At 37.1% G+C, this 19,498-nt stretch carries 17 protein-coding genes and 1 other RNA gene; 3 read left to right on the top strand and 15 right to left on the bottom strand.

Translation table 11 applies throughout. The annotated features are described in order from the left end of the window. Positions 1 to 72: 72 nt before the first annotated feature. The 8 genes from AC1MGI_RS02825 to pdxR all read right to left on the bottom strand — a co-directional run bounded on the left by AC1MGI_RS02825 (position 73) and on the right by pdxR (position 9,837). On the bottom strand, positions 73 to 1,821 hold the full coding sequence (locus AC1MGI_RS02825) for an FTR1 family iron permease (RefSeq protein ID WP_480348356.1): 1,749 nt from the start codon (positions 1,819 to 1,821) through the stop codon (positions 73 to 75). A gap of 30 nt (positions 1,822 to 1,851) precedes the next feature. Further along, the gene (efeB, locus tag AC1MGI_RS02830; RefSeq protein ID WP_480348358.1) at positions 1,852 to 3,153 is read right to left on the bottom strand and encodes an iron uptake transporter deferrochelatase/peroxidase subunit; all 1,302 of its coding nucleotides are present in this window, start codon (positions 3,151 to 3,153) and stop codon (positions 1,852 to 1,854) included. 2 nt (positions 3,154 to 3,155) lie between these two features. Beyond that, on the bottom strand, positions 3,156 to 4,001 hold the full coding sequence (efeO, locus tag AC1MGI_RS02835; RefSeq protein ID WP_480348360.1) for an iron uptake system protein EfeO: 846 nt from the start codon (positions 3,999 to 4,001) through the stop codon (positions 3,156 to 3,158). A gap of 407 nt (positions 4,002 to 4,408) precedes the next feature. Continuing rightward, complete coding sequence (locus tag AC1MGI_RS02840; RefSeq protein ID WP_480348362.1) at positions 4,409 to 5,335, bottom strand: metal ABC transporter solute-binding protein, Zn/Mn family; 927 nt, start codon at positions 5,333 to 5,335, stop codon at positions 4,409 to 4,411. Positions 5,336 to 5,640: 305 nt separating this feature from the next. After that, positions 5,641 to 6,513, bottom strand: a complete 873-nt coding sequence (locus AC1MGI_RS02845; RefSeq protein WP_480348363.1) for a metal ABC transporter permease — start codon at positions 6,511 to 6,513, stop codon at positions 5,641 to 5,643. Further along, entirely contained in the window at positions 6,513 to 7,256 is a 744-nt protein-coding gene (locus tag AC1MGI_RS02850) for a metal ABC transporter ATP-binding protein (protein WP_480348367.1), read from the bottom strand. The genes AC1MGI_RS02845 and AC1MGI_RS02850 overlap by 1 nt, the downstream gene beginning before the upstream one ends. A gap of 766 nt (positions 7,257 to 8,022) precedes the next feature. Further along, positions 8,023 to 8,178: a DUF1540 domain-containing protein gene (locus AC1MGI_RS02855; RefSeq protein ID WP_480348368.1), complete on the bottom strand. Its 156-nt coding sequence runs from the start codon at positions 8,176 to 8,178 to the stop codon at positions 8,023 to 8,025. 234 nt (positions 8,179 to 8,412) lie between these two features. After that, positions 8,413 to 9,837 carry a MocR-like pyridoxine biosynthesis transcription factor PdxR gene (gene pdxR / locus AC1MGI_RS02860; protein WP_480348369.1) on the bottom strand — a complete coding sequence of 475 codons (1,425 nt, stop codon included), beginning with the start codon at positions 9,835 to 9,837 and terminating at the stop codon, positions 8,413 to 8,415. Positions 9,838 to 10,581: 744 nt separating this feature from the next. Here pdxR and AC1MGI_RS02865 point away from each other — a divergent pair. Next, positions 10,582 to 11,025 (top strand): YfmQ family protein, encoded by a 444-nt coding sequence (locus AC1MGI_RS02865; RefSeq protein WP_480348370.1) that lies wholly within the window; start codon positions 10,582 to 10,584, stop codon positions 11,023 to 11,025. A 662-nt stretch (positions 11,026 to 11,687) separates the two neighbouring features. Here the strand turns inward: AC1MGI_RS02865 and AC1MGI_RS02870 are convergent. From AC1MGI_RS02870 to secG, 6 genes are all read right to left on the bottom strand, one after another. Next, positions 11,688 to 11,843, bottom strand: coding sequence for a DUF1540 domain-containing protein (locus AC1MGI_RS02870; RefSeq protein ID WP_480348371.1), 156 nt, complete (start codon positions 11,841 to 11,843; stop codon positions 11,688 to 11,690). Between the two features lie 243 nt (positions 11,844 to 12,086). Next, positions 12,087 to 12,448: a transfer-messenger RNA gene (gene ssrA, locus AC1MGI_RS02875) on the bottom strand. Positions 12,449 to 12,574: 126 nt separating this feature from the next. Beyond that, positions 12,575 to 13,042: an SsrA-binding protein SmpB gene (gene smpB / locus AC1MGI_RS02880; protein ID WP_062185752.1), complete on the bottom strand. Its 468-nt coding sequence runs from the start codon at positions 13,040 to 13,042 to the stop codon at positions 12,575 to 12,577. Positions 13,043 to 13,228: 186 nt separating this feature from the next. Next, positions 13,229 to 15,616, bottom strand: a complete 2,388-nt coding sequence (gene rnr / locus AC1MGI_RS02885) for a ribonuclease R (protein WP_480349686.1) — start codon at positions 15,614 to 15,616, stop codon at positions 13,229 to 13,231. 42 nt (positions 15,617 to 15,658) lie between these two features. Next, positions 15,659 to 16,405: an alpha/beta hydrolase gene (locus tag AC1MGI_RS02890; RefSeq protein ID WP_480348373.1), complete on the bottom strand. Its 747-nt coding sequence runs from the start codon at positions 16,403 to 16,405 to the stop codon at positions 15,659 to 15,661. A 326-nt stretch (positions 16,406 to 16,731) separates the two neighbouring features. After that, the gene (gene secG, locus AC1MGI_RS02895) at positions 16,732 to 16,965 is read right to left on the bottom strand and encodes a preprotein translocase subunit SecG (protein ID WP_062186041.1); all 234 of its coding nucleotides are present in this window, start codon (positions 16,963 to 16,965) and stop codon (positions 16,732 to 16,734) included. Positions 16,966 to 17,088: 123 nt separating this feature from the next. Here secG and AC1MGI_RS02900 point away from each other — a divergent pair, with 123 nt between their 5' ends. Both AC1MGI_RS02900 and AC1MGI_RS02905 read left to right on the top strand, forming a co-directional pair. Continuing rightward, positions 17,089 to 17,637 carry a hypothetical protein gene (locus AC1MGI_RS02900; RefSeq protein WP_480348375.1) on the top strand — a complete coding sequence of 183 codons (549 nt, stop codon included), beginning with the start codon at positions 17,089 to 17,091 and terminating at the stop codon, positions 17,635 to 17,637. Positions 17,638 to 17,716: 79 nt separating this feature from the next. Next, positions 17,717 to 18,499 carry a M15 family metallopeptidase gene (locus tag AC1MGI_RS02905; RefSeq protein ID WP_480348377.1) on the top strand — a complete coding sequence of 261 codons (783 nt, stop codon included), beginning with the start codon at positions 17,717 to 17,719 and terminating at the stop codon, positions 18,497 to 18,499. A gap of 181 nt (positions 18,500 to 18,680) precedes the next feature. On the opposite strand, the gene AC1MGI_RS02910 is transcribed toward AC1MGI_RS02905, so the two are convergent. Next, the gene (locus tag AC1MGI_RS02910; RefSeq protein ID WP_480348378.1) at positions 18,681 to 19,103 is read right to left on the bottom strand and encodes a hypothetical protein; all 423 of its coding nucleotides are present in this window, start codon (positions 19,101 to 19,103) and stop codon (positions 18,681 to 18,683) included. Positions 19,104 to 19,498 lie beyond the last annotated feature (395 nt).

Below are 19,498 nucleotides of genomic sequence, written 5' to 3' on the forward strand. Positions count from 1 at the left end.
AAATAAATTTACAGTTTTTTTCTTTTCATTCTAAGTACATAAAAAAGCCAGATTACCCATAGGATAATCTGGTTACATCACTTTTACCCGATTATGTTTCTTCACCCATATCGCAGCAACAATAATAAATACTAGCAGAACCGCTTGTGGGATGATCGTTTCAAATGTAGGATAAATACCTATCGATTGAATAAATATAAATGACTTGATAGGATTTGTAGGTATGACATTCGAGATTTGTAATGCATGAATGCTAACACCAAGAATTTTAAAAGCAAAGAAATAAATGAGCAGTGTAGCAATGATAAAGAACAGACGAATAGGTATTTTGACACTATAACGAATGATGATATATCCAATTACAATCAATAAGAGTAAAGCAGAAACGATTCCTAGTAATAACTGGCTCATGCTCATTTCTGGTGCCATTCCGGCATAAAAAATGATGGTCTCTGCCCCTTCTCTGAAAATTGATAGAAAGCTAATGAGACTAAAAGAGAATAAGCTCCCCGTTGCAACTGCTTGTTTCATTTGTCGATCAAGATACTGATTCCAATTTCTGATGTTCGTCTTGTTGTGTAACCATGCTCCTACCGTTAACATCATTAGTACGGCGACGATCCCTGTAATTCCTTCAATATATTCACGACTTGAAGCAGCAGTTATTTTTGAAAAAATAAGATTAATGATGATCGCTATAATTCCACTTGCGAAAACCCCAGCTGCTACGCCTCCCCAGATCCACTTTTGTTTATTTGCTTGATTTGTGGTCTTAAGGAATGCCACCAATGTTGCAATGATCAAAAGTGCTTCTAGACCTTCTCTCAATAAAATAAGCGCTGCATCCCATGCTGAGTAACTAGTATTCTCCATAACCAAACCAATTCGATCAATAAGATCATTCATCATCGATTCAGCCTTCTTTGTATCAATCTCTTTGGAGCTGATTATACTGATAATCATTGGAACATTCATTTCAATGTCATTGTACAACTGGTTATTCTTTGTTCGTACTTCTCCTTCAATCATGGGCCATATCGTTAAAAATTTGTTGAGATCAGAAATAGCTTCGTTAAATTCCTGGCTTTGAATTTTCTTTTCGGCACTATTTAATAAATGTAAGCCATCATTCAACTTATACGTATCAGTAGACTTTTCTTGAATATTCCCACTTAAAAAGTTATTTATCGCTGTCTTTAAATCATTCAATGCCACCAACGCTTTTTGCTGATTCGGCGGATCTTGAGTGATCGCAATCCGCAAAAAGGCTGACTGCTTTTCGATCTCTCCGTAGGAAACGACACTTTCATTACGAACTATGAGCTCATTGGAATTCCATTTTGAAAGGAAAGCTTTATACTCCTCGTTCGCTTTGGTAAAGTTGCCTGTTTCAACGGTTTTTCTGATGTTTTCTACCATAGGAAATAGCTGTTTTACCTTCTCTTTTTCCTTCTCATTGTTTACTGGATTTTGCTCAGTATCATATTCTTGAACAGCTTTTGATAAATCAGAAAGTGCTTGATTCACCGCTAACTGATCTTGCTCTTTTAATAGGGAATTTACTGTGGTCAATTGGTGATCAACCTTTTTTGCAAATGCACTATCTGATTTTTTAATCGATTGCCACTTTTGTTCAAATTGTTTCATCGAGTCAGAAACGGACTCCCAATCAGCATCCTTTGTATCCATTAAAGCATCACCAATAAAGATAAATAACTCATCATGATTTTCCGTTGCTAAAGCTGAAGGTATTTTTACAAAACTAAGCAACACGACCATTAATAGTAAGATCCAGCATTTTTGAAAAATGACTGAGCGCATAGATATTCCTTCTTCCATGGAGATTGTAGACTAGAATAATGTTTCCCCTATGAAGCCACCTATTGACGTTCCTGGTAAACAAGCAAAAATGGCACTTCCTTTGTGAACCGTATATTCATTTAATTTATCCATTTTCGCAAGACGTTGCTGTACCGGAATAAATTGTTTACTAGGCTCGCGTTGAAAACTAATAAATAATAATCCTGCATCAAAGCTCCCTGTTTTAGCATCCATTCCATTTGTATAAGAATAGGGTCGACGAAGCATCACTTGCTTTCCATCACCTCTCGCTAGCCGTACATGAGCGTTTTGTGGAATCACAAGTTTTCCACTATGATCCTTCAATTCAAGATCAATGGGATCCATTTCTAATTTCTGACCTAATGGTGCACCACTATCTCGATAGCGTCCGAAAGTTTCCTCTTGGTCCTTTAAAGTCGAGCGATCCCACACTTCAATATACATCTGAATTCTTCTTATAATTAAATAGGATCCTCCGGCAAGCCAATTCGGTCCATCACCAGATTGGACCCAAATGTCCTTGTCCATTTGCTGTTGATTCTTGATATCAGGATTTACAATTCCATCTTTAAATCCAAATAAGTTACGCGGCGTTTCTTGTTTTGGATCAGATTGCTTTGAACGTTGAAATCCTTCTTGTGCCCAACGAATTGTTGCTTTTCCTCTTGCAATGCGGACTAAATTTCGTACAGCATGAAACGCAACCTGTGGATCATCCGCACATGCTTGAACACATAAATCCCCACCGGTCCAATCTTTTTCCAAAGAGTCAAACGGAAAATTTGGTAAATCAACTAATTCCTTTGGCTGTTTATGTTTCAGACCAAAGCGATCCTTTCCATCCAAAACAAACAGACTAGGACCTACTCCAAAAGTGACTGTTAAATTCGCAGGTGAAAGACCCATCACTTCACCCGTATCTTTCGGTGGCATGTAATGATTCGTAGATCGTTCTCCAACTGGATTTCCAACTGTCATCAGCGCAACCGCTTCTGTCCATTCCTTAAATAACTGTTTTACCTCTTCTTTCTTCGTAGTTATCACGTCCATGGAAACGAAATATACATGATTCTGCGCTTCTGTTATAATCCCAGCTTGATGTTTCCCGTAAAAAGGAATGGCTTCATTTTTATCGACTTTTCCAACCTTAGATGGTACTTGATTCGTCATAGCAAAGACACCACCAAGACTAGAAGCTCCAATTAGGACCCCAAGGCCACCTATGCCTGTATATTTTAAGACATTTCGACGTGTCACTTGCTTATCCAAAAATGTAGGTTCCATATCTTGTTTCTTGGATGAATCGGACAATTTTATCCCTCCATAACAATGCCAAGCTGTGATAATGGTTCAGCTAAAGCATCAATCGCTTGGCTTAACTCTTTAATCTCGGAATCCTGTAATTCTGTGTAAAGAATATATTTATCATTTTTTTTGTGTTTTTCAAGTAATTGATTGACTTGGTTAAAATGCTCACCAATTTTTTCCGAAAGAGCTTGATCTTTTTTCTCTAATTCAGATTGCAGTAATTCATAGATTTTCTCAGCTCCTTGGACATTGGCAGCAAAATCATATAAATCAGTATGTGAATAACGATCTTCTTCGCCAGTAACTTTTGAAGTGGACACTTCATTTAATAAGTCCACAGCACCTGTAACAAGTACATCTGGTGTTACTTCGACCGTTTCAACTTTTGCACGAAGTAGCTTTGTATCCTTCAACAATTGATCGGCATATTCTTCATAGCCTTTTGTTGTGTTTTCTTCCCACAAACCCTTTTCGATTCGATGATAACCGGTCCATTCTTCTTCCGGAACATCGCCTTCACGTGCGTCGATTTTCGGATCGAGGTCTCCAAATACTTCAGCAATCGGTTCTGACCGTTCATAATACATCCGCGCCGTTGGGTACAATTCTTTCGCTTTTTCAATATCTCCACTTTTTACTGCTTCTGTAAACTCTTCTGTCGCTTTAACAAATTGACTGATCTCTCCTATCGCAAAGTCTCGATAAGCCTTTGTTACATCTTCTAAATTAGTAGCTGAAGAAGCGGTTTCATTTGATTTAGTATCTTTTTTCGAAGATTGTTCATTCGCTGAACAACCAAATAAAAGACTCATAGATATTAATAAAACGGAAGATAATCCAAACATTCTCATAAACTATATTTCCCCTTTTTATCATGTATTGAAAATCATTCTCACTATATTATACAGCCGCGCTACTCATTTTCAACTTTTTTTTGATAATTACCAATACTTTTATAAAGATATATAACAATCACAATTTTTTTATTACTCACGAAGCAGTATGGCTTTCTTCATATCCTGCCTATATATTTTTTGATATATATATATCTACCTTTTGTACTTTGTTGCAATAACAATATAATAGTTACAATATCATGTTGTGTATACTAAAAATAAATTTGTCTTTTAACATAAAAATTCCTCCTAGTGTTCAAATAAATAATGGTTAACAAACCATATTTATTCAAACACCTAGGAGGAGCTTTTTATTATATCGCAATCAACGATCCTGAACTATAAAACTAATTCACGCTATATTATTCTAATCCACCATGAATCATATCTAAATTCCATTTCATCATTTTCAGGTAACTATCGCCATCTTCACCTGGTTTTCCTGTTGAATCGGTAAAAACCTTACCTTTAATCTTAACTCCGGTTTCGCCTGAAAGACTTTCCATGCTTCTTGGATCCACACTTGTTTCTACGAATAATGCAGGTATTTCCTTATCCTTTACAATATCAACGATTCGTTTCATTTGATCTGGTGTCCCTTGGTTTTCCGTATTGATTTCCCAAATATATTGACCTTCAAGTCCATAAGCAGCTGAGAAATATTTGAATGCACCTTCACTTGTCACTAAAACACGTCGATTTTTTGGAATATCAGAAAATCGACTAACTGCATCATCATGTAGCTTTTGTAGTTCGCTAATATAATTTTCAGCATTTTTTTCATAGGTCTCTTTATTATCAGGGTCTTTTTTTACTAAAACATCACGAGCGTTCTCAGCGTATTTAATCCCGTTTTCTATATTTAGCCAAGCATGAGGATCTTGTTCTGATTCCTTGCCTTTGGAAGTTAAATATTGTGGTTCAACTCCCTTACTTAATACATAGACGGGTGCATCTTTTCCGTTCTTATCTGTTGTTTCTAGCAGTCGATCAAACCAACCATTTCCCGTTTCTAAGTTAAGCCCATTAGAAAATACGATATCAGCATCGGCTGTTTTTTGAACATCTCTTGGCAATGGATCATACTCATGTGGGTCCGTTCCAACAGGAACAATGCTGTATATGTCGATTTTGTCACCGCCGACATTCTTAACAATATCGTAAAGAATGGAGTAAGTTGTGACTACTTTTATTTTATCATCTTTATCTTTCGTTGATGTGTTCGCTTTAGGTGAGCATCCACTAATTACGAATAGTGAAACTAATAATAATAACCCAATTTTTTTCATTACGTTCTCCTCCTTATTTTTAACTTTTTACTTATCCCGCATTAACGGGCAGTAAGAACCCCATCTCAAGGTTTAGAGAAATCGAAGACAGAGATGAGGATAACTGCCCGTAATCTAGTTGCGGCCCACAGGATGTGGGTCACACAGACGTTGCCGCAGGACGCGGCGCACTTAGTCTGTGATTCATTGAATCGGGTTCGTACTATCGATTGATCGAAGCGAAAGCGAAGATCCTAGCGACAGTAGAACGGGACTAACAATCAGTGGGGATGAAGCCCCCACCGATTGAAGGTTCACCTTATCTCTTAAGAGAGTGACTTATCTCGAAGTACAGATTTCGCCTTTTTTGCTCTAATGGTTCTAAACAGCACGCCTTGCTTAGGCGAGAATATAAATGCCAAAGCAAAGAGAAATGTACTTACCAAGACGATTGCCGCTCCAGAGGCTACGTTGTAAATAAGACTTAAAAACAAACCGAAAATTGCTGATATTGCTCCAAATGCTGCTGACATGAAAATCATGACTGATAAGCGATTTGTCAGTAGATAGGCTGTTGCAGCAGGTGTAATTAACATCGCAACGACGAGGATGACCCCTACAGTCTGTAATGAAGCGACTGTCACCATCGTTAATAATGTCATTAAGAAGTAGTGAATTAATCGATTGGGTAGCCCGTATGCTGCTGACATAGTTGGATCGAAAGAACTTACAAGCAACTCTTTATAGAAGGCGTAGACCGCTGCAAGAATGATAATCCCAATAACTAATGTGATCCACATGTCAGAAGAACGGACGGCCAGCACATTGCCAAATAATATATGATAAAGATCTGTCGAGCTTTTGACCAATGATATAAGAATAATCCCAATCGCAAAAAATGCTGTGAAAATAATGCCGATTGCAGCATCATTTTTTATTCGGCTATTTTGACTGACATATCCAATTCCAACGGCAGTTAGTACTCCGGTTAACACTGCCCCAAAGAAGAAGTTAATACCTAGCATGTAAGAAATAGCGACCCCTGGTAACACGGCATGTGATATAGCATCTCCCATCAATGCCATTCCCCTTAGAATAATAAAACAGCCAATCACACCGCATATAATCCCGACCATTACCGAAGTTAATAAAGCTTTTTGTAAAAATGTATATTCCAATAATGCATGGATAAACTCCATTAGACGGTCACCTCATTTTGTTTCATAAATGTAAGTTGTGATTCGTAAGCTTTCATCATAATTTCAGGACGAAATACCTCACTAACAGGGCCTACATCAATCAGCTCCTTATTTAATAATATAAGTTCATCAAAATACGTATTTGCTTTACTCAAATCATGATGGACTACAAACACGGACTTTCCCTCGTCACGTAATTCTTTTAAAATTCTCACGATCGTTTCCTCACTTGTTATATCAATCCCGACGAATGGCTCATCTAGGCAAAATAAATCCGCTTTCTGTGCTAACGCTCTCGCAAGGAAAACACGCTGTTGCTGTCCACCGGAAAGCTCGCCAATTTGCCGCTGGCTAAATTTCTCCATTCCCACCTTTTCTAAACAGTGGTAGGCCCATTCTCTATGTTTCTTGTTTGGACGGCGAAATACGCCTAAACCTGGGTAAGTTCCCAGAAGAACTGTATCAATCACTGATATCGGGAAGGTCCAATCCATATCACTTCGTTGTGGAACATAAGCAATTTTTTTACGCATCTCATTGATTGATTTACCAAACACTTCAACTGTACCTTGATCTTTTGGAATAAGTTCAAGCAAAGATTTAAGTAATGTAGACTTCCCTGCTCCATTTGGTCCGATAATTCCAACCAATATTCCTGTTTCAATGGTGAAGTTTATATCATGTAAAGCTTCCTCGCCATGATATGAAACATATAAATTTTGAACAGACATTGCATATGTCATTTTGTAGACAACTCCTTAATTCATAATGTCTATAGAAGGTTTTTCCCAGTGTCATAGATTATAGCTCGAGTTATTTTTTTAGACCAAGCATAAATATTTAACTCACCATCAAATTTGTTTCCCTTAGGAAACTTTTATACTTTATATCATATTATGCTCTTGTCATTTTGTAAACAATAATTTGATAATTTAAAATTAAATAACGTATTATTGTTTACAAATTTTTGTTTGAGCGGTATGAGATATCTATTTTGTTGACAATGGAAGCGATTAATTAATGACAAACTTTTAAGATTTCACATTATAAAAGCGGATGTTTCTAAAATGAAAAAGAAATTACTTCAGTTAATAAGAAAACATAGAAAAAGTAAATCAAAAAAAGGGTCAGACCCATCAACAACTAAATACAGTATAGGGATAAGCGTTCCTACCTACTGATTTAGAGTGCGAGTCAGACCCTCATGAGATACCCTTTACACCTCTTGTATTTAATTATCTTTCCTTAGGCCGCATTTTGGAAATAACAATACATACTAATTTTGTGAAATTCGTTTAGGATAAATTTAAAAGTTGATAAAGCCTTTTAAAAATAATTTCCATTAGTCTGAATGAAAATGATAGTTATTATCAATACTATAGAAAAGAAAAGGATGTCCAATATAGATCACCCCCACGCAACTACGATAAACAATTTTCACTATAGTGTAGGATAAACTGTTTATTGCTTGCTAGGCTAGACCCATTAGGACATCCTTCCAAACATTAATTAAACTTCAGGTACAAATGTTTTGCAATCCGTTTCTTCACTATTGGATGCGTGTTTGCCCTTATTACTTACTACGTAAATAGATTCTGCTTGACATTGGTTTCCAGAACTCCAAAACTGGCAGTTATTTACCTCACATAGAACATCTTGAGCCATGGTATCACACCCCCTCCTTTGTTATCATTCACAAAATCGAGAGAGTTAATACTACTGCGTAAACTCACTTTGGATGATCGCCCATCCAATTTACTCCTAGACCATAAAAAACATCCATGAGCGACTACACGCAACCCAACGATGAAAAGAATTCAGGTTCTCCAATTGCATCACCTTATGAAGGTGGGTATCTGCGCTGATTTTCCGAAGTCCCTTCTCTTTTTTCATCTGGCTTTAGTTTAGTGCATCCGCAAACCTTTTTATTCCTTCATTTATATTCTCTTCATTCTCCCTAGCAAAAGTGAATCGTGCATAACATTTTTTAGTTCCCATCATAGACCCGGGAACATAGATAACTCCTCGCTTTATAGAATTTTCCAATAATTTCATTTCATCCACATCTCTTTTTAATTGGCACCAAATATGGATTCCACCCTGAGGAATCATAAACTCCACTTGATCTTTTAGAAAATAATTAAAACTTGATACAATTTGGTTGCGCCGCTTTTCTAATTCCTTCACTAATTTTTTGAGATGAGAATGAAAATGCTCTGATTCTAAAAAATCATTAGCGATCCATTGGGTAAAGCTAGCATGTCCAAAATCAATTTGTTGTTTAGCATCAGATAATCTCTCTATTACCGATTGTGGTCCTATAATCCAGCCAATTCTTAAACCTGAAGCTACAAACTTCGATAAAGAGCTAATATATAGGACATTTCCGTGTTTATCCAGAGATTTTAATGTTGAAACTTCTTCTCCTTTAAAAGACGTTAAACTATACGGATCGTCTTCCACAACAGGAATTCCATGTTCTGATGATATTTCTAAAATCGCTTTCTGCTGACTCTCTTTTAGCAAAGTTCCAGTTGGATTTTGAAAAGCTGGGTTTAAAAATATCATTCTTATACGATGTTTTTTATGTAATTCCAGTAATTCATTGGGATCTATACCATCGTCATTTACTGGTAAATAGAAAATTTTTAAACCTGCTGATTTAAATATTGGGAGATTATAATGATAGGATGGATCTTCAATCACCACTGCATCACCAGGCTTTAATAAGCATTGAACGACTAGGTGTAAAGCTTGTTGTGCTCCAGAAGTGATAAGTATGGATGATGGATTTGTTTCAATATTTCGGAATTCCTTCACATGCTTTGTAATGGTAGTCCTTAATACTGCATTACCCTGTGGATGATCATAACCTAGCCTACCGATAAAAGACCGAGTTGAAGTAATTTCCCTTAGGGCGTTCACCGGAAAGAGGTCCTCCGATAATTCACCACTGGCTAAATTAATTAATTTTTGCTCTTCCATCTCTTTACGTATTCTTTGAGTAACCGGTAGATTAGGTAAAAATGAACCTGCTTCAATGTATCTGTTCCAACTAGGTATACGTTTTTTAGTTATCCCCCATATATCCTTACTGATAGTGGTACCACTTCCATGATTACGTTGAATGAGACCATTTGATTCAATCTCATCATATGCGGCTACAACAGTACTCCTATTTATATTTAGCTCTTTCGCTAAGTATCTCTCAGAGGGTAGGGGTTTATCTGGGGGAAAAGTTCCATCAGCAATGCCATTCTCAATATACTCAGCAATTTGTTTATAAATCGGCTTTTTAGCTTTTCGATCAATGTTCCAGTCCATTTATTTGCATCCCTTTTAAAAAACTCTTTTTTAAATATTGTACCCTAATTCCCCTTACTTTTATCTTAGATTCAATCATTATAAATAACCTATTGAGTCATCACGACTAATAGGTTATTTACGTTAATTTCTACTAAACGGAAAAACTAATATACGCACCAAGTGCAATGATAGACAATAGAATAACGATGACATATATGAATGTTAAGTTTGTAATATTTTTTTAGTAGAGCCACTATAATTTTTGTTACTCTTACTCACTGCCCATACTGATCCGACAAAAGCAATCAACATTTTCATAGTCCACTTCTTTATTGTATTTTTATAAAGTGAAACTTCAATCAGTGGGGGTTTTACTGCCCGTTAAAGCGGGATAAAAAGTTCTATCAAAATGCCCATATATAATATTTCATCTAATTCATCACTATAAAATAATTTGTAACACTTGTACCCATCCACTTTTCAATTAATTTTACCATCCACTTGATTGTTTACACCCTTTCCCTTCATCTTTAGCTATTAATAAAAGCCCATATATCAAGTTATTTAAAGATTTTAGAACCCGATTAAACAGCTAAATATCCGGTTAAAAAAGTTTTTCTTATTTGAACAATTAGTGACACATCTCATATTTAATTGCATTTTAAAATTGGTGTCTTTATTATAAAAATCAATAATAGTGAATCAGTTAAACGATCAAAACGATTTCATTTTCACTGGAGCTAAAAAAGGAGTTAATATAATATGACATGGACTGTTGTTATTAGTTTAGTAATTGGATTTATTCTCAAATTTTTACTTAGTCCTCCAAGTGCAATGGTGGGATGGGTCATAGGTAAATTTGAACTTCATCCAAACCTTGATTCAAAAGAGGTTACTGTAACATTTAACGGAAAGAATTTAAAGGAGGAAGAAAAAGTTAGATTTACTAACTATTTTAATGAAGCTAACTTTTTAAAAAAATATTATATATTTCCAGGCAATGAAAAATTATTTTTACATCCAGAGACTAATGTTACTCCATTTGTCATCAACGTAAAAAAAGGCAAAAAAGATGTTAATTTCTTTGTTTATAATTACGATAATCACGTTGATGTAGTCAAGCAGTACAAAGAGAAAGTTGTTTCTTATAGTCTTAGTTCTGATAATCTACAAACATTTACTATGTCAACTAAGGGATTAGCATAAATGTAATAAAGTGAAACTTCAATCAGTGGGGGTTTCTTCATCCCCCACTGATTGTTAATCCCGTTATACTGTCGCTAAGATCGCAGCGACAGCTTTGATCAATCGACAGTACGAAAACCCGATTCAATGTCTGTGTGACCCACATCCTGTGGGCGCAAACTTTACCTCTGCGCAACTCTCGGTAAGTTTCACTGTATCTCACCAATCCTTTTACATTAAAAAGCGAGACGACTGGTACAAAGAACGTCTCCTAAGATCGCTCACGTCCTGTGAAAAACAGAGACATGCCATCATCCTGTGGCAGTCCGACAAAGCAGCTGTAATACGGCGTGGCGTAGTTTGCCACAGAGTACTACAGCTTATGATCTCAGACGGGCTAGGAGCCGCAACTAGATTACAGGCAATTGTCCTACGCTTCTTCGATTCCTCTAAGCCTTGAAGTGGAAGTCTTGACTTTCCGTTAATGCGGGATAAAGCCTTTTAAAAATAATTTCTATTAGCCTGAATGAAAATGATAGTTATTATCAATACTATAAAAAGAAAAGGATGTCCAATATAGATCACCCCCACGCAACTACGATAAACAATTTTCACTATAGTGTAGAATAAACTGTTTATTATGTGCTAGGCTAGACCCATTAGGACATCCTTCCAATCATTAATTAAACTTCAGGTACAAATGTTTTGCAATCCGTTTCTTCACTATTGGATGCTTCTTTGCCCTTATGACTTACTACATAAATAGAATCTGCTTTACATTGGTTTCCAGAACTCCAATACTGACAGTTATTTACCTCACATAGAACATCTTGAGCCATGGTATCACACCCCCTCCTTTGTTATCTTTAACAAAATCGAGAAAGTTAATACTACATATAACGCTTTAAGTAACTTTACATTTATTCAAATCATTGTTAAATAAGTCCAAAAGTTGCATCTATAACCTTTTTAGAAAGTAGCCACTTTAAGAAAAATTACCTCAGGCTTCACAATAAAAACGGACTTGCCATAATCGGCAAGTCCGTGTATCAATTCGTATTTAGCCACCAACAATATGTATTTGGTGGAGACGGTGGGAATCGAACCCACGTCCAGACATAACGGCACTTAAGCTTCTACGAGTGTAGTCGACATATTATTGATTCGCTTACTCATTTGCCTATCGACAGGCGGCAGAGCAGCTAGTCTGATTGGTCTCTTCCTTCATCCTCAGACGGTGGAATCCGGCGTAGCCCACTTAGAGTGAGTCCCTTACCCTACCACATGGGCCATGGAGGGAGGAACCGCTATCGACTGTTATTAAGCAGCGAAAGCGAAGTTGTTGTTTTGTTTGCCAGTTATAGGCGTTGACGTTTTAACGAGGCCGATCCCCTCGACTCGCAACCTAAGCTCGAACTATCCCTGTCGAATCCGTAGCGTCCCCAATATAAGAATGGAGCGTACGAGAGATGAATCAAAAGCTTTTTGCTGATATTCAGTTGTCATCTTCGGTACAAGATTTATTATAGCAGATTCCACGAGAAAATCAATTGTAAGGTTTTGCAAATACCTACATCTTTTGCCGATCTCTAAATGCACGTTCAATGTCTCGTTTCGCTTCTTTCCTTTTCAAATCTTCACGCTTATCATATTGCTTCTTCCCTTTACCGAGTCCGATTAAAACTTTGGCAAAACCATTCTTCAAATATACTTTCAAAGGAACGATTGTGTACCCTGTTTCCTTCGTTTCTCCGATCAGCTTATTAATTTCTTTACGATGAAGTAGTAGCTTTCTCGTACGGAGCGGATCATGGTTATAACGGTTTCCCTGCTCATAAGGGCTGACATGCATATTGTGTAAATAGAGCTCTCCTCTTTCAATCTTCGCAAAGGAATCTTTAAGATTCGCCTTGCCAGCACGGATGGCTTTAATTTCTGTTCCTTGCAGCACAATTCCTGCTTCAAACGTTTCTTCTATAAAATAGTCATGATAGGCTTTTTTATTTTGTGCTAATTGCTTTCCTGTGCCTTTTGGCATCTTGATCTCCCCTTTAAGAAAACTAGTCCGTGTCCCAAAAGGGGCTGAACCTGCATTCCATACATAGTTTTAGTGTTATTCAGCTGACAATGTATAGTTGCAGGCTCTGACCGTTTTTGGGACAGCTTCCCTACATTTTATCCCGCATTAACGGACAGTAAAACTCCCTCTGATTGGAGTTTCATTTTATCTCTTTTTCGGTTTCTTCTTCCGTTTAGCAGCCGGAGCATTTTCGAAGAATTTTTTCTTCTTTTTCGGTTTACGTGCAGATCCAGATCCTTCACTGCTCGTTGCACTTCGTTTTCTGCCGCCTTGACTACTACCTCTACGGTTTCCACCTTTACTATCGTCTTGATGATCGCCGTTACGACGCCTGCTGGTACCTGCATTCGCTTTAAAGATTTTCTTTTCTCCAGATATACGCGGACGGCTATTAATCATACCAAGGATTTCAAAGTCCACTGCACGTTCATCTTTATTTACATTCGCCACACGAATGGAGATTTCATCACCGATTCGATAAACTTTCGCTTTGCGTTCCCCAATCATCGCTAGCTGTCTTTCATCGAAGCGATAATAATCGTCAGACATCGCACTGACATGGACAAGTCCTTCGATTGTATTTGGCAGCTCAACAAACATCCCAAAATTCGTTACAGAACTGATAATTCCTTCAAACTCTTCGCCAATTTTATCAAGCATGAATTCTGCCTTTTTCAAATCATCTGTTTCACGTTCCGCATCTACTGCACGGCGCTCACGTTTCGACGTATGGTCAGCAATTTCACCAAGCTGTGCATCCCATTTCGCTTGTGTTGCGTCATCCATTTTCCCTTCAAGTAAATAAGTCCGTATGAGTCTATGGACAATTAAATCCGGGTAACGACGAATTGGCGATGTAAAATGTGTATAGAACTCTGTAGAAAGTCCAAAATGTCCTAGGCTATCTGGGTCATATTTTGCTTGTTGCATCGACCTTAGCATGACGGTTGAAATAACCATCTCTTCAGGCTTGCCTTGTACTTCTTCAATAATCGATTGTAATGCTCTTGGATGGACCGAATTCGCACTGCCCCGAACAATATAGCCGAAGTTTGTAATAAATTCAAAGAATCGTTGTAGCTTTTCTTCCTTAGGATCTTCATGGATCCGATAAATGAACGGAACCTTCAGCCAATGGAAATGCTCTGCAACTGTTTCGTTTGCTGCTAGCATAAATTCTTCAATAAGGCGCTCTGCAACAGACCGCTCGCGAACGACAACATCATTCGGATGTCCATCTTCATCAACAAGAACTCTCGCTTCTTTAAAATCAAAATCAATTGCACCACGTTCCATCCGTTTTTTACGCAGAATCGCAGCTAATTTTTCCATATTTTGAAACATCGGAACGAGCGGTTCATAGCGTTCCATTAATGCTTCATCTTGATCGACAAGAATTTTTCTTACATCATCATATGTCATTCGTTCGGTTGTTTTAATCACACTTTCAAAAATCTCGTGATTCACGACTTGACCCGCTTCATTGATTTCCATTTCGCATGATAATGTGAAACGGTCGACTTTCGGATTCAATGAGCAAATGCCGTTTGACAAACGATGTGGAATCATGGGAATCACTCGGTCTACTAAATAAACACTCGTCCCTCTTTCAAATGCTTCACGGTCAAGTGGCGAATTCTCGGTTACATAATGACTGACATCCGCAATATGTACACCAAGCTTATAATGGCCATTCTCAAGCTGCGTCACCGTAACAGCATCATCCAAGTCTTTGGCATCGGCTCCATCAATCGTTACTAGTGTCTCATTTCGCAAATCACGACGATTACCTATTTCGCTTTCGGAAATGGCATCAGGAACGGCATGGGCTTGTTCCAAGACATCCTTCGGAAATTCGAGTGGTAATCCGTGCTTGTGAATAATGGATAAAATATCAACACCTGGATCATTTTTATGTCCAAGTATTTGAATAACTTCTCCTTCAGCACTCGTTCTACCTTCAGGGTACGATGTTAAACGAACAACGACCTTATGACCTTCCACTGCACCGCCAGAAACATTTTTAGGAATAAAAATGTCATTCGCAATTTTCTTATCATCTGGAATCACAAAGCCAAAGTTCTTGCTTTCTGAATACGTCCCGACAACTTCTGTGATGCCCCGTTCGATAATTTTTTCAACCGTACCTTCTTTTCTAGAACCTGAACTTTCTGTTGCTACTCTTACTAAAACAATATCGCCATGCATCGCATTTTTCGTTTCGTTCGGCGGAATGAAAATATCATCGCTTCCAGGTTCGTCCGGTGTGACAAATGCAAAACCTTTCGCATGCCCAGATAACTTTCCGCGGATTAAATTCATTTTTTGCGGCAGGCCGTAACGATTGGCACGTGTGCGGATGATAAGCCCTTTTTCCTCCATTTTCACAAGTGCTTTAACAAAGTTTTTGAAGTCAGCTGAATCTTCAATACCTAATGCTTCTTCTAACTCCTGTACTGTTAACGGCTTGTATGCTTCTTCTTTCATATAAGAAAGAAGCTTATCCATATAATCACGGATTTGATCTTCCATCATAATCTCTCCTTAGCAGAGTAATTTATTATTAATTAAAGGTTATTTGGACCAGTCTAAGCTTTCTAGAAACTGATATACGTCTTCATGAAGCTGTTCCTTCTCTTTATCAAATGTAATGATATGACCAGATTCTTCATACCATTTCAGTTCCTTTTTATCTGATTCCACTTCATTATAAATAATATTGGCACTATCTGTATTAATCATCGTATCATGTCTACCTTGAACGACGAATGTCGAAGCATACACATGGTCGATATGGTTCCGAACATCTGCCATAAGTGCTCGTAATGCTTCTAGCGTGTTCATCGGCGTCTTCGCAAACTGTTCCATTTCCATTTCAATTTGTTCAGGTGTTTTTCCTTCATGTTTTTTAAATTCTCTTGCGTACGCCAAAACACCTTGATACATCTTTTCTTCACTCTTTAAATACATCGGTGCACACATCGTTACAATACCCTTCACAGGTACAGTGTAACCTAATTTCAGTGAAAATACCCCTCCCAAGGATAGGCCGGCAACCGCAATTTCATCATGACCTTGAGCTTTTAGAAAATCATATCCCATCATTACATCTTTCCACCAATCAGAAGGACCCGTTGAAACAAGTTCCTCCGGTGGAACGCCATGCCCTTTATAATGAGGAGCGTGGCTTGTATACCCCCGTTTTTCTAAATAGCGCCCTAGCATTCTCACATCTGAAGAATTCCCTGTAAAACCGTGTAATAAAAGAACAGCACGCTTTCCACCTTCAAAGTAAAAAGGCTGAGGTAACTTCATTTTCATTGTGTAAAAACTCCTTTATTCTTAATCAATACACGTCATTTTTCTTTTAATCAATCGATTGATTAACATGTAGATAGAACGGAAGAAACTCCATTTATCCTTATATGTACTACCTTTTATGTTTTTAACTAATCGTTTGATTAAATCGTCCTATTAAATATTAAAACAAAAAAAGCAAATTCCAGCTATTCGAAAGACTCTAATTGGGTAGTATAAGAGTATGAAACTAATTTATGCTTAGTTTCACCTACATAGAAAAAATTACCATTGTTTCTTTCCGTAAAAAAAGCCTGGCCATTAAGCCAGACGATTTCTGAGATCTTAAATTATAATCCAACGTACGTTACCGCTAGTGTCAAAATAAAGAATAACACAGATAGCACAATCGTTAATCGATGTAAGACTAAATCTAGACCACGAGCCTTTTGTTTCCCAAACAACTGTTCAGCACCACCGGCAATTGCACCAGATAATCCAGCACTTTTTCCTGATTGAAGAAGAACACTTGCAATCAAACCTATTGAAACAATAATTAAAAGTGTTACCAATACGGTATGCAACATGAATTATACCTCCCGAAACAATTAAGCATTACTTTAACTTTACCACATTGTCGGCTTCTCTACAATAAACGAATGGAGAAAAGGACAAGTAAACAATCATCTAACGAAATGAGGGATTCTATGTTTCATAAGCTCATCCGACTATTAGATATGATCGCTCTTTTCTTTTCTATTATCGCCGTATATGCCATCTTTCACTCTGGTAGTATGAATATCGTAAATATCCTATTTATCGTGATTTCGCCCATTTTGCTTCTTTTATCAAAATTCAAAGGAAGTCGAACCTTATTATTTTTTGCCTATGTTTGCAGTTCAATCTTTTTCCTGTCCGTTTTGTATAATGGCTTTTTCACTCAACAGGATTTTTTTCATTCCGGCCTTTTCGCTGTCGGTATTAGCTTATTAGCGATTGTCTTTAGTATCATCGCTGCTGTCATTGGTTTTGGGACAAGCACTTTAACGATTGTTTGGCTGACGCTGCACGGGCTTGTTGCTTATGAAACCTTTCAATTAGGTGGCTCAAGTGGCCTTTTAGACGCCTTCTGGTCACAAACAACGATTGAAACGGCCATTTCGGAGGATTATGCATTCCTTCTCATGTTTGTATGGATTGGGTTGTTTCTTGACAAATACGAGAAAGCGATTGTTCGCGAGTACATTTCCAGGTAATAACACGTACTTATTGTTTCATTTCAATTAATTTTATGTTATATAAGTATAATGACCAGTTAAATTGGAGGCTTTAAATATGTCAAAAATCAGCATGACTACCATGCTTTTATCAGCATTTTTACTCGTAACTAGTGGTTGTTCACATGATAACGATTCTATGGTTAAAGAACCTACAACAGAAAAGGATAAGCCAGTTCAAGCAGAAAAATCTGATACTTCTTCAACCAAAGGCACGGCTAGTGCCGAACAGAATCCAGCCGTACCTGTTACCGTTATGGACCCTGATGCAATTCCTGTTCTAGTGAATAAAGAGAATATACTTCCGGATGACTATAAGCCGTCAGACTTAGTTTATCCAGATGTTCGATTCACTTTTACCGAAAAAATTGAGAAGCGAATGATGCGAAAAGAAGCAGCTGATGCGCTTGAGTTACTATTCCAAGCTGCCGACGAACAAGGAGTACCACTTGCAGGTGTATCTGCGTATCGTTCTCTAAAAACACAGACAAGCCTATTCAATCATTATGTTGAGAAAGATGGACTAGAAGCCGCTTTACTTTATAGTGCTACCCCTGGAACGAGTGAGCATCAAACAGGACTAGCCATTGATGTCACATCCTCAGATGGATCTTGTGCAGCAGAAGATTGCTTTGGAGAAACAGACCAAGCACAGTGGCTGATTGACAGTGCAGCGACCTATGGATTTATCATCCGCTATGATGAAGGCAAAGAATCCATCACAGGATACAAGCATGAGCCATGGCATCTTCGTTATGTTGGCAAAAAATTGGCTCAAGAATTAGCCGATCGAGGCATTGCGTTAGAAGAATATTATCAATCTAGTTTGGCTGCTAAGTAATTAAGGACAACAACACTTTATTCAATCAACAAAATAAATACGTTTAATAAAAACTCACTTGATGTACAAGTGGGTTTTTACGTTTATTAGATTTAGAAAGCAGGATTGATACAATAAAAGGAACAGCTACAAATCCTAATTTATAGATGACATGCTTAAGTTATCGCATCTTTTAGTCACCTCACAATGTTCTCTGTTTGTTCCCTGATTTTATGATGATGTTTACTCCATTTGCTGTTCCACTATATATGTAGTTTTTCAATTTAGATACGTCTACTTCAGAGTTAATCGTAATTGTGTTTATATCTTTTGCTTTGACTTTTATTTTATGTGGCGTATTGTAATTCATTAATGCTACCGTTCCATCAGAATCTTCCGGGTCATACTTATCATAGAATTCAACAGAGAATTCTACATCTTCATTACTCCTATTTTCAAAAGTTAAATTACATGTTCCTTGTAAGATCGTATCTTCCTTCGTATCGTACTCACAACTTCCACTCTGGCTATTATAGGATATAGCATATATGTCATGAGCAAGTGTTTTTTGATAGGCTTCTATGATAACTGGCGGAAGTGTGTTTAATATTATAATTGCTAACAATATCATTCTCTTATGATATTTTTCTAAAGATTTCACTAAAAAGGTCATACTCGTTATAAGCAGTAGCAACGGAATTAATCCCATAATAAGTATTCCATTATTGAGTTTGATAGGAATTTTCAGGGATGATAGGATCGATTCACCAAATGGATATGCATTAGGGTATGGAAAATTAATAATTAAAAGCAACGTATATAGAATGATTGATATGTATAAAAACTTTTTATTCTTGATTATTTTGATCACTTCCCATTGTTTTACATAATTATAATACATCTCATATCGGAAATAAATGGATTTTTAACCATATACCTACTAATATGTATCATCCTCTTTAATCTTGTATACAGTACTTACATTAATAATCACTAAATCCCCATTACTTTTAAAAACCA

It is taken from the genome of Peribacillus sp. BM1 (assembly GCF_056679975.1).

Bases quoted from the DNA above. Each gene is read 5' to 3' on its own strand.
- AC1MGI_RS02825 (WP_480348356.1), bottom strand. From the start codon at position 1,821: ATGCGCTCAGTCATTTTTCAAAAATGCTGGATCTTACTATTAATGGTC.
- efeO (WP_480348360.1), bottom strand. From the start codon at position 4,001: ATGAGAATGTTTGGATTATCTTCCGTTTTATTAATATCTATGAGTCTT.
- AC1MGI_RS02840 (WP_480348362.1), bottom strand. From the start codon at position 5,335: ATGAAAAAAATTGGGTTATTATTATTAGTTTCACTATTCGTAATTAGT.
- AC1MGI_RS02845 (WP_480348363.1), bottom strand. From the start codon at position 6,513: ATGGAGTTTATCCATGCATTATTGGAATATACATTTTTACAAAAAGCT.
- AC1MGI_RS02850 (WP_480348367.1), bottom strand. From the start codon at position 7,256: ATGACATATGCAATGTCTGTTCAAAATTTATATGTTTCATATCATGGC.
- AC1MGI_RS02855 (WP_480348368.1), bottom strand. From the start codon at position 8,178: ATGGCTCAAGATGTTCTATGTGAGGTAAATAACTGCCAGTTTTGGAGT.
- pdxR (WP_480348369.1), bottom strand. From the start codon at position 9,837: ATGGACTGGAACATTGATCGAAAAGCTAAAAAGCCGATTTATAAACAA.
- AC1MGI_RS02865 (WP_480348370.1), top strand. From the start codon at position 10,582: ATGACATGGACTGTTGTTATTAGTTTAGTAATTGGATTTATTCTCAAA.
- AC1MGI_RS02870 (WP_480348371.1), bottom strand. From the start codon at position 11,843: ATGGCTCAAGATGTTCTATGTGAGGTAAATAACTGTCAGTATTGGAGT.
- smpB (WP_062185752.1), bottom strand. From the start codon at position 13,042: ATGCCAAAAGGCACAGGAAAGCAATTAGCACAAAATAAAAAAGCCTAT.
- rnr (WP_480349686.1), bottom strand. From the start codon at position 15,616: ATGGAAGATCAAATCCGTGATTATATGGATAAGCTTCTTTCTTATATG.
- AC1MGI_RS02890 (WP_480348373.1), bottom strand. From the start codon at position 16,405: ATGAAAATGAAGTTACCTCAGCCTTTTTACTTTGAAGGTGGAAAGCGT.
- AC1MGI_RS02900 (WP_480348375.1), top strand. From the start codon at position 17,089: ATGTTTCATAAGCTCATCCGACTATTAGATATGATCGCTCTTTTCTTT.
- AC1MGI_RS02905 (WP_480348377.1), top strand. From the start codon at position 17,717: ATGTCAAAAATCAGCATGACTACCATGCTTTTATCAGCATTTTTACTC.